The organism is Mesobacillus sp. (assembly GCF_047739415.1).
Taxonomy (GTDB): Bacteria; Bacillota; Bacilli; order Bacillales; family Cytobacillaceae; genus Mesobacillus.
Map to the genome: position 1 here is coordinate 1 of NZ_JBIQOE010000292.1, position 13878 is coordinate 13878.

At 42.3% G+C, this 13878-nt stretch carries 15 protein-coding genes; 9 read left to right on the top strand and 6 right to left on the bottom strand.

The annotated features are described in order from the left end of the window. The 4 genes from ACH0QE_RS23570 to ACH0QE_RS23585 form a co-directional block, all read right to left on the bottom strand. Window positions 1-641, bottom strand: a 641-nt coding sequence (locus ACH0QE_RS23570) for a ClpXP adapter SpxH family protein (protein ID WP_415802885.1), incomplete at its 3' end; no start/stop codon positions are given. Next, a complete protein-coding gene (locus tag ACH0QE_RS23575; protein ID WP_415802887.1) occupies window positions 638-1039 on the bottom strand; it encodes a globin in 402 nt (133 codons plus the stop codon). The genes ACH0QE_RS23570 and ACH0QE_RS23575, both read right to left, overlap by 4 nt. 494 nt (window positions 1040-1533) lie before the next feature. Continuing rightward, entirely contained in the window at window positions 1534-2181 is a 648-nt protein-coding gene (locus ACH0QE_RS23580) for a lytic transglycosylase domain-containing protein (RefSeq protein WP_415802902.1), read from the bottom strand. Between the two features lie 19 nt (window positions 2182-2200). Beyond that, the gene (locus ACH0QE_RS23585) at window positions 2201-2788 is read right to left on the bottom strand and encodes a CYTH domain-containing protein (protein WP_415802888.1); all 588 of its coding nucleotides are present in this window, start codon (window positions 2786-2788) and stop codon (window positions 2201-2203) included. A gap of 117 nt (window positions 2789-2905) precedes the next feature. Between ACH0QE_RS23585 and ACH0QE_RS23590 the strand changes: the two genes are divergently transcribed. From ACH0QE_RS23590 to ACH0QE_RS23610, 5 genes are all read left to right on the top strand, one after another. Beyond that, the gene (locus ACH0QE_RS23590) at window positions 2906-3286 is read left to right on the top strand and encodes a hypothetical protein (RefSeq protein ID WP_415802890.1); all 381 of its coding nucleotides are present in this window, start codon (window positions 2906-2908) and stop codon (window positions 3284-3286) included. 34 nt (window positions 3287-3320) lie between these two features. Then, a complete protein-coding gene (locus ACH0QE_RS23595) occupies window positions 3321-3959 on the top strand; it encodes a GTP pyrophosphokinase (protein ID WP_192472293.1) in 639 nt (212 codons plus the stop codon). A gap of 32 nt (window positions 3960-3991) precedes the next feature. Next, window positions 3992-4792, top strand: coding sequence for an NAD kinase (locus ACH0QE_RS23600; protein ID WP_041968178.1), 801 nt, complete (start codon window positions 3992-3994; stop codon window positions 4790-4792). A 475-nt stretch (window positions 4793-5267) separates the two neighbouring features. Next, window positions 5268-6173 (top strand): RluA family pseudouridine synthase, encoded by a 906-nt coding sequence (locus ACH0QE_RS23605; protein ID WP_415802893.1) that lies wholly within the window; start codon window positions 5268-5270, stop codon window positions 6171-6173. Window positions 6174-6353: 180 nt separating this feature from the next. Beyond that, entirely contained in the window at window positions 6354-7451 is a 1098-nt protein-coding gene (locus tag ACH0QE_RS23610; RefSeq protein WP_415802895.1) for a CAP domain-containing protein, read from the top strand. A 51-nt stretch (window positions 7452-7502) separates the two neighbouring features. Here ACH0QE_RS23610 and prpE read toward each other — a convergent pair whose 3' ends face one another. Beyond that, window positions 7503-8243, bottom strand: coding sequence for a bis(5'-nucleosyl)-tetraphosphatase PrpE (gene prpE / locus ACH0QE_RS23615; RefSeq protein WP_415802897.1), 741 nt, complete (start codon window positions 8241-8243; stop codon window positions 7503-7505). Window positions 8244-8670: 427 nt separating this feature from the next. Between prpE and mgtE the strand changes: the two genes are divergently transcribed. From mgtE to ACH0QE_RS23635, 4 genes are all read left to right on the top strand, one after another. Next, window positions 8671-9996, top strand: coding sequence for a magnesium transporter (mgtE, locus tag ACH0QE_RS23620; RefSeq protein ID WP_415802903.1), 1326 nt, complete (start codon window positions 8671-8673; stop codon window positions 9994-9996). 13 nt (window positions 9997-10009) lie between these two features. Beyond that, window positions 10010-11872, top strand: coding sequence for a monovalent cation:proton antiporter family protein (locus tag ACH0QE_RS23625; RefSeq protein WP_415802898.1), 1863 nt, complete (start codon window positions 10010-10012; stop codon window positions 11870-11872). Window positions 11873-11984: 112 nt separating this feature from the next. Then, window positions 11985-12752, top strand: a complete 768-nt coding sequence (gene fabI / locus ACH0QE_RS23630; RefSeq protein WP_415802899.1) for an enoyl-ACP reductase FabI — start codon at window positions 11985-11987, stop codon at window positions 12750-12752. 160 nt (window positions 12753-12912) lie between these two features. After that, complete coding sequence (locus tag ACH0QE_RS23635; protein WP_415802900.1) at window positions 12913-13377, top strand: hypothetical protein; 465 nt, start codon at window positions 12913-12915, stop codon at window positions 13375-13377. Between the two features lie 48 nt (window positions 13378-13425). On the opposite strand, the gene ACH0QE_RS23640 is transcribed toward ACH0QE_RS23635, so the two are convergent. After that, on the bottom strand, window positions 13426-13878 hold a 453-nt coding region (locus ACH0QE_RS23640), incomplete at its 5' end, for a CotY/CotZ family spore coat protein (RefSeq protein ID WP_415802901.1).

The following is a 13878-nucleotide window of genomic DNA, read 5'->3' on the forward strand; positions in this document are numbered from 1 at the left end:
GGGTAAAGACCGGTAATCTTAATGCCTTCCTCTTCAACATTGGCGTTAAAAAAGACGAAAGTCGGGATTTCCTGTACATCCATTTCATTCGTTATTTTTAAATCGCACTGAAATGCTTTTGCTGCTGTTTCAGAATGGATATCGGTTACGAATTCCTCTACGTCTAAACCGACACTCCTCGCACAGTTTTTTAGCACTTCGAAGTTCGAGACATTCTGTTTTTCAAGAAATAGTACTTCCTGAAGCTTGCGCAGGAACCTGATGCCTTTCTTTCTCCCCTGAAGCTCGGCTGATTTTATGGCAATCGATGCTAAATACGGGGAGGACACCGGGTCTTCAAACCAGAGCGATCCGTCACAAGACATGCCAGTTCTGCTTGCTGTTTTTTCCCAAAGCTCTGCAATCGTTTCGTAACGCTTCTTTCTGCTCATGTTCAGTGTAGCAAGTTTGCCGCTTAATACATGGCGAATGGAAAAATACTTCCCGTATTCGATTTGGAGCTTTTTGATGATTGGTTCGAGTGCCCAGCATTCCGGACAGAGCGGGTCGACAAACATATAAATTTCGATAGGTTTTTTATCCAAGCTATGGCAAAATTCTGATGGGTCATAGCTCAAAAGGTTTTCCCGACTCAGTTTCATGTATTATCACCAGTTTCATCATCCGGTGTATTGATCATATGCTGTGCGGTCAGGTAAAGCCTTGCGTAAAAGTCCTCCCTTAAAGATCCTTCAAGTCCCACTTCATCCATGGCCTCAGCCATACAGGCAAGCCATGCTGTCGCTCTAGTTGGCGTGATTTCAAAAGGCAAATGTCGAGCGCGGAGCATTGGGTGGCCATGTTCATTGGTATATAAGGGCGGGCCTCCTAAATATTGAGTTAAGAACTGCTTTTGTTTTCGTGCAGTTTCTGTTAAATCATCCGGGAATATAGGAGCAAGATCAGGATGCATTCCAACGCGGTGGTAAAAAGCATCGACCAGCCGGTGAAGTGTCCCTTCGCCAATGGCTTCGAATGGTAAGGTCTTATTCTCAACCATATTGATAACTCCTTTAAAATAGATTTTAGAAATTTCATTCTGCTTTGATAGTTATGCTTTTTATTGTAGCAATGCTAAATTTATATCTCAAACAAATCGTCTTGAGTTCTTTAAAAACGGATTTAACTTTTTAGAGTATATAGATTTTTGAACGAAGGATTGGTGTCCAGCTCCAGCGCCTAGCCCCTCAAGTCGTTTCGATCAGCCCAATGAAGTCAAAGAGCGACTTCATCGGTCAGCACTCCGTGGCACACGATGTGGTACACCCGCCAGCCACAGGATAAGGAAAGCTTCGAAGCAATTCATCGCACGACCGAAAGCGGTAGCTTTTGGGAGGGCGTGGCGCTTTAAGGCGGGCAACGCTTGTCGGGGCTGATCAAGGCGCTTTGCGCTTTTCTTTTAATGATTGCTTTACTAATGTACACAAAAAAGCCGCCTGTTACCACTGACAGGCGGTCAAAACCAATGGGAATATTCTCCTTTTGAAGGTGTCTTTAACCGTAAAAGACATCCGTGACTTTCTGTACATAGTTTTGCGTTTCTTTAAATGGAGGGATTCCCCCATATTTGTCTACATTTCCTGGTCCAGCATTATATGCTGCAAGTGCAAGCTCTATATTATTGTCATACTTGTCCAGCATTTGACGAAGGTATTTACTTCCTGCAAGAATATTCTCCGCTGGATCAAATACATTTTTAACGCCCAGGCCCCTGGCTGTCCCAGGCATCAATTGCATCAGCCCAGAAGCACCGGCATGGCTCACGGCATTTGGATTAAAGTTCGATTCCTTTTGAATGACAGACTTAATGAGCTTGGCTGGAATATTGAACATAGTAGCAGCCTTATCAATGATCCCATCAAAATCAGCATGGCTTTTGGCCGCTACTTTTGTCAGTTGAATAGGCGGCAGAACTTGTCCAATGTTCGGTTTGGCTAAATCGAAAGAGTCAACCGCAGTTTGAGCGTTGTTAAATAACTCTTCAAGTCTTGTTGCAGTGGCACCAAGAGCATTGCTTTGGTCACTGAGGATGCCGGAAAGCATTTCCTGAAAAAGGCTGTTACCAGATTGGCTGGTTTTCGGCTGGTTGAAGTTTTGGAGCGCCTGTAATTCAAGCATGACTTTTAACTGGTCAACATTCATCATGATTCTCCTGCCTGGTCTATTCTTGTAAAAGGTTATATTTTTTAGTGTAAAATCTTTTAATTTTATTATCGGTCGGTCTAAGAGGGATTTTTAATTCTCCTAATAATTTAGAGAAAACCTTATAGCCTTCTGACTCATCCGTCACTTCATATTCTAGCTCATAATCTTCTGTATTTAAATAGTAACTATGGTCCAGAACTAGCAATCCTTCTTTGTACTCAACCTCGGCGCGCACGGTTGTGAGCGACCCGAAGTATTGTAATGACTCTGTATCATTGATTAATCTCACGACAGCGTCTTTTACTTCACCTTCTGGCAGTCTTCCTGATGATAAGGCTTCTTCTGCCTGGCCAGTCGTAAGCATTTGGTTCGTTTCTAGCAACCCTTGTAGTGCAGGTTGTTTTAAAGTCATTTCAAACTTGGACCCTTTTTCCCTGATCCTTAATGCAGAACCATGGTTTTTCAAGGAGAAGGAATTCGTATCAAAATAATGATTAATTTGTTTTTTGAATTGCTCTGGCTCTATTTTGAAGTATTTTTCAAGGAAGTGGAATTCTTCCTCTGTCAGCATATTCTTAAATTCGATTTCGATATTCTGGCTCACTTTATCCGCCCTTTCCGCTAAGCTTTTCTTATTATCTCGTTAAATCAGGTTTGCTTCAATCCTTAGTAGAAAATGGTTCGATATGATAAAATAAAAAAGATTATGGAGGTTGAGGAAATGAGTCAAAAAATTTTAATTATCGATGCAAAAATAGAAAATAATGAGTTACTACTCTCTACTGACATAGAGAAAGATCTGGGGGATTTTGCCGCAACCGGGCAAATGCTTGTTGATTCCGATCAATTATCATTTATTTATATTATTGATAAAGAAGATGGATATCAGTATGTCACCATACCTGCAGGTACTTGGAATGTCATTCAAGAAGGTCTGCAGACTGGACTAGAAACTTACTTAACAAATAATGGAGGCAAACTTAAACTGGATAGCTTCCATAGTGAAATGGAATATTTGATTGAAAATATAATTGGCAACAGCAACTATGGAGAGGAAATGGTCGCGAAAGTGGAACAGGTTTTTGCCGCACCCTCCGCTTAGGCTTTCGTGAATAGAACCGGATGAGGTGACTGATGTGAAACACTGGGATCAATTTTTAGAACCTTATAAGCACGCTGTGGAAGAATTGAAGGTAAAGCTTAAAGGAATCAGGAGCCAATATGAGCTCCATTCCGACCATTCCCCGATTGAATTCGTCACTGGAAGGGTAAAGCCTATTGCGAGCATTCTTGATAAGGCGCATCAAAAAGGCATTTCACTTGATAAGCTTGAATCTGAAATGCAGGATATTGCCGGCTTAAGGATCATGTGCCAATTCGTGGATGACATCAAGACAGTCGTTGAATTATTGAGAAGCCGTAATGATTTTGAGATTGTCGAGGAGAGGGATTATATCTCGCATAAGAAAGCGAGCGGTTACCGCTCCTATCATGTCGTGATTCGTTATCCAGTACAGACCATCCGCGGTGAAAGAAAGATACTGGCAGAAATCCAGATCAGAACATTGGCGATGAATTTCTGGGCAACAGTGGAGCATTCGCTGAATTATAAATACAAAGGACTTTTTCCTGAGGACATAAAAATCAGGCTCCAGCGAGCAGCCGAGGCCGCATTCCGGCTTGATGAAGAAATGTCGACAATCAGAGGCGAAATCCAGGATGCACAGGCATTTTTTACAAGGAAAAAAGAAATGCAGCAGGATGGGAAGAAATAGTTTAAATCCGAATTGCAGGGGTGTTTGATTACATGAAATTTGCGATCACTTCAAAAGGGGATTCCAGGTCCAATACGTTGATGCATAAAATGAGGACATATCTTTTGGACTTTGATTTACAATATGATGAAGACCAGCCTGATATTTGTATCTCAGTAGGGGGAGACGGCACGCTTTTGTATGCCTTCCATCGATACGCGAGCAGACTGGACAAAACAGCATTTATTGGAGTACATACCGGACACCTTGGCTTTTATGCCGACTGGGTTCCTGAAGAAATTGAAAAACTGGTCATTGCCGTTGCCAAAACACCATACCAGGTGATTGAATATCCGCTGCTGGAGGTAATCATCAGGTACCAGCATGGCGGCAGAGAAACAAGGTATCTTGCCCTTAATGAATCAACCGTCAAATCTGTTGAGGGCACCCTTGTCATGGATGTTGAAATCAGAGGCCAGCATTTTGAACGCTTCCGTGGAGATGGTTTGTGCGTATCCACGCCATCAGGAAGTACAGCCTACAATAAAGCATTGGGCGGTGCCATCCTGCACCCGTCACTAAGGGCGATCCAGGTTGCGGAAATGGCATCCATCAACAATCGTGTCTTCAGGACAGTGGGATCGCCGTTGATTCTTCCTGACCATCATACATGTACACTAAAACCGGTTAATAGACCTGACTTCCAGGTAACGGTTGATCATTTGACACTACTGCATAAGGACGTTAAATCAATCCAATTCCGGGTTGCAGATGAAAAAATCCGTTTCGCCCGCTTCAGGCCATTCCCGTTCTGGAAAAGGGTACACGATTCCTTTATTTCAGACAGCGATTAAGAAGGTAATTTGATTTAATGGACATTTCGAGTTCAAGCCGCGTTCAAAATGTCTAATAAACAACGTTTAATGGACATTTCGTGGTTAAGCCGCGGTCAAAATGTCTAATAAACAAGGTTTAATGGACATTTCGGTGTCAAGTCGCAGTCAAAATGTCTAATAAACGAGGTTTAATGGACGTTTCGTAGTCAAGTCGGGGTTAAAATGTCTAATAAACGAGGTTTAATGGACGTTTCGAGTTCAAGCTGCGGTCAAAATGTCTAATAAACAAGGTTTAATGGACGTTTCGCAGGCAGTTCGCGAACAAAATGTCTAGTAAGCCGTGCTTTAAGGACATTTCCGAGGCAGGGCACGTACAAAATGTCCAAGAATAATTTTTTGGTCATCATTTGTAGACCTCAAAAACGCAATCTATAAATGGTTTTTTGCCATACAAACATTGGTATTAGAAACATTGCAGACAGGAGCCGCTGATATGGGAAATAACTTCACACTGGAATTTACAGCCGGGGCTGCTGACCAAGGTAAAATACTTAGGGAATATCTCAAGGAGAAAGAAATCTCCAAGTCAGCTCTTACCGATATAAAGTTCAAGGGTGGTTTTATTTCTGTAAACGGCCAGGAGGTAAATGTCAGATATATGCTGAAGAGTGGGGATTTTATCAGAGTGGAGTTTCCATCTGAACTTCCTTCTGAGGGGATGAAAGGGGAGGAGATCCCGCTTAAAATCATCTATGAGGATGAGCACTTACTGGTAGTCAATAAGCCTGCCGGAATGAATACAATTCCTTCGAGGGAGCATCCACACGGCAGCCTGGCCAGCGCTCTTATCGGTTATTATGAACGTAGTGGCCTATCCGCAACAACCCATATTGTCACCAGACTTGATAGGGATACTTCCGGGCTAGTATTGATTGCGAAGCACAGCCATGTCCATCATTTATTCAGCAAGCAGCAGCGTAGTGGCGGTGTTAAGCGAAAATACGTGGCACTTGTCGAAGGCATTATAGTTGTGGATGAAGGTTGTATCGAACAACCGATTGCCAGGAAACAGGACAGCATCATTGAACGTGAAGTGCATCTCGATGGTCAGTATGCTTGTACATTATTTGAAGTTGCTAAGAGATATGAAGGTTTTACCCATATCAACCTAAGGCTATTGACGGGCAGAACACATCAGATCAGAGTTCATATGAATTATTCAGGACATCCTCTGCTTGGAGATACTTTATATGGTGGAAATAAAAATAAGATATCAAGGCAAGCTTTGCATTGCTGCGAACTAAGGTTTATCCACCCCTTTTCGCACAAAGAATTGCAATTCAATGCAAGCCTTCCAACGGATATGAATACAGTGCTTGAAAAAGGCAGATCGTTATAAAAAGCGACCGGTCTTTTTTATTGCGTAATATTATGGCTTTCTTAATCCAGCTCCAGCGCGCTGAACGAGGGGCTTGCGCTTTTTGTTCCATTTCTCTCAAATTTTTCATTATATATTTCCGTGCAATACGTCAAATCATAAGGAAGTAATAAATGAAAAATTTGAAGGAGGAAACATCAGTTGAATATATATAAGCACGGTAAATTAATTGCCGTATCCACTGTTATGTTATTAGGTCTCGCAGCCTGCAACAACAATAATGAAGAAGCAATGGATTTACGCGACAATAGAATGACCACTCTTGGAAATGGGCAAGAAGGATATTGGGATAATGACGCAAATAGAATAAAGCAACAGAGGCGCCGTGCAGAAATAAATGCAGCCAAAGGAAACACAAACCAGCCAAAGAAAAATCAAAAGGGCCAGACAGGAACAAGTGAAATCTTGCAAATGCCTGATGGGTATATCACAATTGATCCAAACTCTTACAGCACGGGAATACCAAGTGGGAAATTTCCTCATACAGAAATGAACAGGCAAGGAAGATTGACCCTGACGGAAGGGCAACGAGCTGACCTGGATAAAATGATTGAGGAATTACAACGGCGTACTGGAGTAAAAATGCCAGAACTGAACAAAGGAGCTGCACCAACTCCGGAGCAACGAGCAACTCCAGCACCTGAACAAGCTGCTCCTGCTCCAGAGCAACGAGCAACTCCGGCGCCAGGACAGGGAGCTGCACCATCACCACAACAGGATACTACTCCTGCACCTGAACAGAAGGCAGCACCAGCACCCGCACCTGAAGCCGCTCCTGCTCCTGAGCAGGAGGCGACACCAGCACCAACTGAGGAAGCTGCACCAGCTCCAGAACAAAAGCAAACTCCAACTGGAACAGAAATCAGTGCTTTTGAAGCAAGGGTAATCGATCTGACTAATGAACATCGTCGGAAAAATGGTTTGCCCAACCTGCAGCCTGATACAGCCTTAAGCAATGTCGCACAGGAAAAATCAAACGATATGAAGGCAAAGAATTATTTTTCACATACAAGCCCAACTTATGGTTCTCCGTTTGATATGATGAGGGATTTCGGCGTATCTTACCAGTCTGCAGGGGAGAACATCGCAATGGGTCAACGAAGTGCGGAGGAAGTCGTGAATGCATGGATGAACAGTGAAGGTCACAGGAAGAACATTTTGAGTCCTAACTTCACACATATTGGTGTAGGGCATACAAGCCAGGGGAACTATTGGACACAAATGTTCATTGGTAAATAACTTGAAAAAAGCTAACCATCCAATTTGGTTAGCTTTTTTCATTTACGGGTATTATTTTATCTCTCGAAATTTTTCTTGTACCAAAGGCATGGAGGATTGAACAGATACCAGTTCCATTTCAGGATATCGTAAGCCTGTCAGTTTTCCGCCGAATACAGCTCCCGTGTCTATATTGTAAGTATTATTGAGGACTCTTGGCTCTCTAACAGGAGTATGACCATAAACAATGATTGCATCTCCTTGATAATTCTTAGCCCAATCCCGCCTTTCTGGTGTTCCATCGGCATTACTTTGGCCGGTGATATCACCGTAAAGGACAAAGGTTTTTACTTTAGAATTATCTTTGCCTATGTAATCTTCACGGATACCTGCATGTGCTAACACAAGCTTTCCATGGTCGAGAACATGGTACAGGGGAGAAGACTCATATAAGTCGATGAATTTATTCCGGAAAGAATCTCTTTGTACATTTTCTAAAGCTAAAAATTCGGAGACAGTTGTTTCCAGGCCATGCTTCGTTTGAACTTTGTTTCCTAGCAGGTATCGGTATAGTTTATTGCAGTGGTTCCCTGGGACATAGTAAGAAATCTTCCTATCCCTGACCAATTCCCAGACCAGTTCCGCTGTTTTCACAGATTTTGGTCCTCGATCAGTCAAATCCCCAATAAAAGCAAGCTGCCTGCCACCAGGGTGAATAGGGACTCCGGAAGCCCAATCGTAGCCTAATTTTACCGTGAGTTCTTTTAACTCGTCAAAACAGCCATGGATATCTCCAATGATATCTATGTTCATTATTGGTCCTCCTTTTTCTGTTATTCTTCCCGAAGTGGAAAAAAAGAAAAGTTTAAATTGAAAAAGGGAATGTTAAATAGAAGAGATCTATTCCTTAAACTAAATGCAATGGCTGAAAGAACCTTACAAATAGAAAGCATCACTTTGTTTACGCTAAATAGCGCAGATAAAGACTGCTTTGCTTTTTGTACATGATTCTCCAACCTCATTAATAAAGTCTTCAAGGATCTTTTCGAGGAGACTACTGAACGTAAAAAGCATTAAGGGTTGGGAAAGCAACAAAGTTTACGAAAAGAGCCTAGATAAAAGACAAAGAAATCAATAAATGCTAGTATAATGGAATGTACATAGAAGAAAGGGGGTAAGGTGGATGTCTGAAGAACGGCAAGAAACGGCATCTAAGCAGCAGATCAATACAGAGCTGCTGATGGAAGCACTTTACTCTGAGAAAATCGATGATTTCCGTGATGAATTTTTAGAGTTGCATCCTTATGACCAGGCAGCTTTTTTCGGGGAACTTAATGATGAAGAGCGCGCGAAAGTGTATAACTATCTATCTCCCGAAGAAATGGCCGATTTATTTGAGAATCTAGAAGCAGATGAAGAGGACTTTAAAGATGTACTCGCCCAGATGAATCCTAATTATGCGGCAGATATGCTGTCAAATATGTATGCTGATGACGCAGTCGATGTCCTGAATGAGCTTGATAAAGACCAGGTCGTCAGTTATTTGACGATCATGGATGTAGAGGCAGCACAGGAAATCAAGGACTTGCTGCATTATGAGGAATACACAGCCGGTAGTATCATGACGACAGAATTCATTGCGATTTCTGCCAACCAGACTGTCAGGTCGGCGATGTATATACTCAAAAAAGAAGCGCCCCAGGCTGAAACTATTTATTATATCTTTGTTGTCGATGAAGATAAAAGGCTGGCTGGTGTTATCTCATTGCGTGATCTTATAGTTGCCGATGATGAAACAATGATTGCTGAGATCATGAATGACCGAGTTGTTTCCGTTTCTGTTGGAGAGGATCAGGAAGAAGTTGCCCGGATGATGCGAGATTACAATTTCCTCGCTCTTCCTGTCGTTGATTTTCAAAACCATCTCCTTGGTATTATCACTGTTGATGACATCATGGACGTCATGGAAGAAGAGGCGTCAGATGACTATTCAAAACTTGCTGGTATCGCGGGTCTTGATACAGTAGACCGAAACCCACTTTCGGCTGCCAAAAAGAGGCTGCCTTGGCTAATCATCCTTCTCTTTTTGGGCATGTTCACAGCAAGCTTGATTGGAAGGTTCGAGGAAACCCTGAATAAAGTTGCAATATTAGCTGTTTTCATTCCGTTGATTGCCGGAATGGCAGGGAATACGGGGACTCAGGCTCTGGCTGTTGCTGTCAGGGGAATTGCGACAGGTGACCTTGAAAAAGAAAGCAAGTGGAGCATTATTCTCAGGGAAGCAGGAACAGGCCTTATAACAGGAGCAATCTGCGGAATACTGGTCACTTTCATTGTTTATTTTTGGCAAGGGGAATTATTTCTGGGGATTTTAGTAGGTATATCTATTTTTATTACATTGATCATAGCAACACTGGCTGGTGCATTGATACCCATGATCATGCACAGGTTGAAAATTGACCCGGCTGTTGCTTCCGGCCCTTTCATCACTACTATAAATGACATAATTAGTATCTTAGTTTATTTCGGGATTGCTACTACATTCATGAGTTATCTTACTAAATAAAGGAGGGATGAGGATGGAAAATCATGCTTCGATTACTTCGCTTGTAATCGTCATTATCGTTGCATTTTTGACACCTATTTTACTTCACCGTTTAAAATTGAATTTCATACCAGTAGTCGTGGCCGAAATCATCATGGGTTTAATCATTGGTAAAAGCGGCTTTAATATTGTTCATGAAGATGCTTGGCTTGGAACTCTTTCTACATTAGGCTTCTTGTTCCTGATGTTCTTGAGTGGACTGGAAATCGATTTCTCAGCTTTTTCGGGAAACAAGAAGACCAATAACAAGAAGGCAAATGATAAAAAGGAACCAAATACATTTGTAGTTGCCTCCATTATCTTTGTTGGCATATTCATTGTATCACTGGGATTATCCTATTTATTTGTACTTGCTGGCTTCATTGAGAACGTCTTTTTGATGACATTGATCATTTCGACGATTTCTTTGGGTGTAGTTGTCCCTACTTTGAAGGATGCCCATTTAATGAAGACGAATATTGGGCAGACAATCTTATTGGTTGCGGTTATCGCGGATTTGGCAACAATGATCCTGCTTGCTGTCTTTGTCTCTATTTATGACGGAGGAGAAGGAAATACATGGCTGCTGCTAGTATTGTTTGCAGCAGGAGTTGGCTTGTATTTTATCGGGAGGGTCTTCAAAAATAGGACCTTCATCGATGCGCTATCCACTGGAACCACGCAAATTGGTACTCGTGCAGTATTTGCGCTGATCATCCTTCTGGTTGCCATCTCTGAAACAGTAGGTGCCGAAAATATCCTTGGCGCATTCCTGGCAGGGGTGCTTGTTTCATTGCTAGCCCCAGACCAGGAAATGGTCCATAAGCTTGATTCATTCGGCTATGGTTTTCTTATTCCGATTTTCTTCGTTATGGTTGGTGTGGATCTTGATATCTGGTCTTTGTTCAGTGAGAAAAAGCTGCTATTGCTGATTCCGCTGTTACTCCTGGCATTATTTTTATCAAAACTGGTTCCGGTCTATCTGTTGAAAAAATGGTATGACACAAAAACAGTTTTGGCAGCAGGGTTCCTGCTGACATCTACACTTTCATTGGTTATTGCTGCCGCTACAATCGGTGAACGTATGGAAATGATTACACCGCAGATGAGCGGGACATTGATATTGGTTGCAGTAATCTCGAGTGTTTTGACACCGATTTTATTTAAAAAGCTGTTCCCGGAGGAAAAGGCAGAGGAAGTTAAAGTCAAGGTGGCATTCATTGGTGCCAATCAGATGACGCTTCCTGTCTCTCGAGCTCTGCAATCCTCCTTGTATGAGCCAGTTATTTTTCATACAAAACAGGAAAAAGCAGAAAAACAGATTGCTGATTCAGTTTTCGAAATCATTGAAATGGAAAATTACGAGATTGGAACCCTGGAAAAGCATGAGGTATATGAAGCTGATATTATCGTGATATCCACCGGGGATCCTGACTTGAATGCAACAATTGCAGTTAGTGCGAAAGAAAAAGGAATCGACCGTGTAATCGCCAGGATTGAAAGTCCGGATCTTGCTGAAAAAGCACAGGAAGAGGGAATCGAAGTCTTCTCGGTCCTGCGTTCAACTGAATCCCTGCTGCGTGCGATGATTGAATCACCTGGAGTCTTGACCATCCTGACTAACCAGGAAAATTCCCTGCATGAAATCAGAATGCTTAATGATCACTTTGACGGCATGACCCTTAGACGCTTCCCATTCACAGGGGATGTCATTTTTGTCCGTATCTTGCGTGAGAATGAATCAATCGTTCCTCATGGTGATACCGAGTTGAGGCTGAATGACCGTTTGATTGTGACAGGCTCAAAAGAGTATGTAGATGAGCTAAAGCGTGAGCTTGAATTCTGTTTTTGGTGCTAATTTGAAACATAACCCGTCTTCTCGGCGGGTTTTTCTTTTCAAATGAAAAAATATAGTGTAGAATTAGCACTAGGTACTAATAACTTGTATTAACAATGGGGGAACAGTAAAAATGACTCTTTCACTGAACGGAAAAACATATGTAGTAATGGGTGTTGCAAATAAACGAAGCATTGCCTGGGGGATTGCACAGTCACTTCACAATGCGGGAGCGAATTTGATATTCACGTATGCGGGAGAGCGCCTGGAGAAAAGTGTACGTGAGCTCGCTGGGTCATTGGACGAAAACTATTCAGTATTGCCATGCGACGTTACGAGCGATGAAGATGTCGCGAAATGCTTCCGCGAGGTCAAGGAAGCGGTTGGCACCATTTCTGGTGTTGCCCACTGTATCGCATTTGCGAACAAAGAGGAACTCCAGGGAGACTATATGAATGTAACACGAGATGGCTTCCTGTTAGCCCATAATATCAGCGCTTACTCACTGACTGCAGTTGCCAAGGAAGCGAAGGAGCTAATGTCAGAAGGCGGAAGTATCGTTACTTTGACTTATCTTGGAGGAGAACGAGCGATTCCAAATTATAATGTCATGGGAGTAGCAAAAGCATCCCTTGATGCAAGCGTCCGCTACCTTGCAGCAGACTTGGGGAAGGATAATATTCGCGTGAACTCAATTTCAGCCGGACCAATCCGTACACTATCTGCAAAAGGTGTAAGTGACTTTAATTCAATTTTAAAAGAAATCGAAGAAAGAGCTCCGCTTCGCCGCAACACAACTCCTGAAGAAGTCGGTGACACAGCAGTATTCCTGTTCAGTGATATGTCTCGCGGGATTACTGGTGAAAATATCCATGTTGATTCGGGATTTCACATCTTATAATCAATCAAAGCCTGCCAATGAGCGGGCTTTGTTTATTTCTCAACCGATTTTATGATCATGCTTTTAGAAGCTTGTTATTAACAATTCTAACCATGATTTCGGCACCTATCCTAGGCTACCGCATACATATAGGGTGAGCGAAGTTATGGAGGTGCTGTATATGGGGAGGAAACGGAGTCGCAAGCAATCTCCTTTGTTTTACATCAATCAACCAAATATTGATTTGCCGCAACCCGATATGCAAAAGAATTTTACTTTTAAAAATAGTGCAGAGATTGATGAGGATCAACAAACACAGGAAAATAGTGTAAAGACAAATGAAGGTGTGACTGAAACAAACGGAATATCTGGAGAAGAAGTAAATCATGAAACAGATAGTCTGGATGTTCCAAAGAAAAGGAATTTCAATGACTATACATTGGAAGAAAAGGTCAAACATTTAAAGCTTGTCCCGGCATCAGTCGCGAAGGTTAAGTATGAATTCATTACCATAGAAAGATCATATAAGGGGTATTTTATGGAATTGAAAGGTGAAGTATTGTTTATACATTCGATTAGCCCGAGAAAGAAAAGTGTAAGCATCCTGAAAGAGGATTTAGTCGACATTAAGAGGATTGGTTTATAAAAATAGGCTTACCAATTACGGTAAGCCTGATTTTTCTAACTGCAGTGATCAGTCACTTCCAGGTAGGCTTGAAAGTGGTAATGCAGCTACAGGATCTAGGCAAGTGACAGCGCAGAAGCAATCCAAGTCTACAGTTAGGCAGATTCCAGTCCTGAAGAATTCATTTCTGGATCCTCCAGTCTGGATTTGACCGCAAGGCGTGCCATCGCCTTCGCCGCCGCGTGTAGCCAGCAGCTCAAGTTTAGCGCAGCAGTTATCATCCACAGAAGTTACGCGGAAGAAGAAAGAGTTAAAGCAGTCAAGCATTTGTGGTCCGTTACCATTTGTACGGATGCGAGTACCAAACCCTTCGAACGGTTGACAGTCACCGCAATAAAGAATTAGTGGGATTGTATCTAAATCCGTCGTTGGAGTTTGTGCGCCTGCAAGTAATTCCTGGATAGACTTGTGGCAGCTGACATCGCAATCATTGTCTACATCCACTTCATCTTGAGCATCTGC

Bases quoted from the DNA above. Each gene is read 5' to 3' on its own strand.
- ACH0QE_RS23575 (WP_415802887.1), bottom strand. From the start codon at position 1,039: ATGGTTGAGAATAAGACCTTACCATTCGAAGCCATTGGCGAAGGGACA.
- ACH0QE_RS23580 (WP_415802902.1), bottom strand. From the start codon at position 2,181: ATGAATGTTGACCAGTTAAAAGTCATGCTTGAATTACAGGCGCTCCAA.
- ACH0QE_RS23590 (WP_415802890.1), top strand. From the start codon at position 2,906: ATGAGTCAAAAAATTTTAATTATCGATGCAAAAATAGAAAATAATGAG.
- ACH0QE_RS23600 (WP_041968178.1), top strand. From the start codon at position 3,992: ATGAAATTTGCGATCACTTCAAAAGGGGATTCCAGGTCCAATACGTTG.
- ACH0QE_RS23605 (WP_415802893.1), top strand. From the start codon at position 5,268: ATGGGAAATAACTTCACACTGGAATTTACAGCCGGGGCTGCTGACCAA.
- prpE (WP_415802897.1), bottom strand. From the start codon at position 8,243: ATGAACATAGATATCATTGGAGATATCCATGGCTGTTTTGACGAGTTA.
- mgtE (WP_415802903.1), top strand. From the start codon at position 8,671: ATGGAAGCACTTTACTCTGAGAAAATCGATGATTTCCGTGATGAATTT.
- ACH0QE_RS23625 (WP_415802898.1), top strand. From the start codon at position 10,010: ATGGAAAATCATGCTTCGATTACTTCGCTTGTAATCGTCATTATCGTT.
- fabI (WP_415802899.1), top strand. From the start codon at position 11,985: ATGACTCTTTCACTGAACGGAAAAACATATGTAGTAATGGGTGTTGCA.
- ACH0QE_RS23635 (WP_415802900.1), top strand. From the start codon at position 12,913: ATGGGGAGGAAACGGAGTCGCAAGCAATCTCCTTTGTTTTACATCAAT.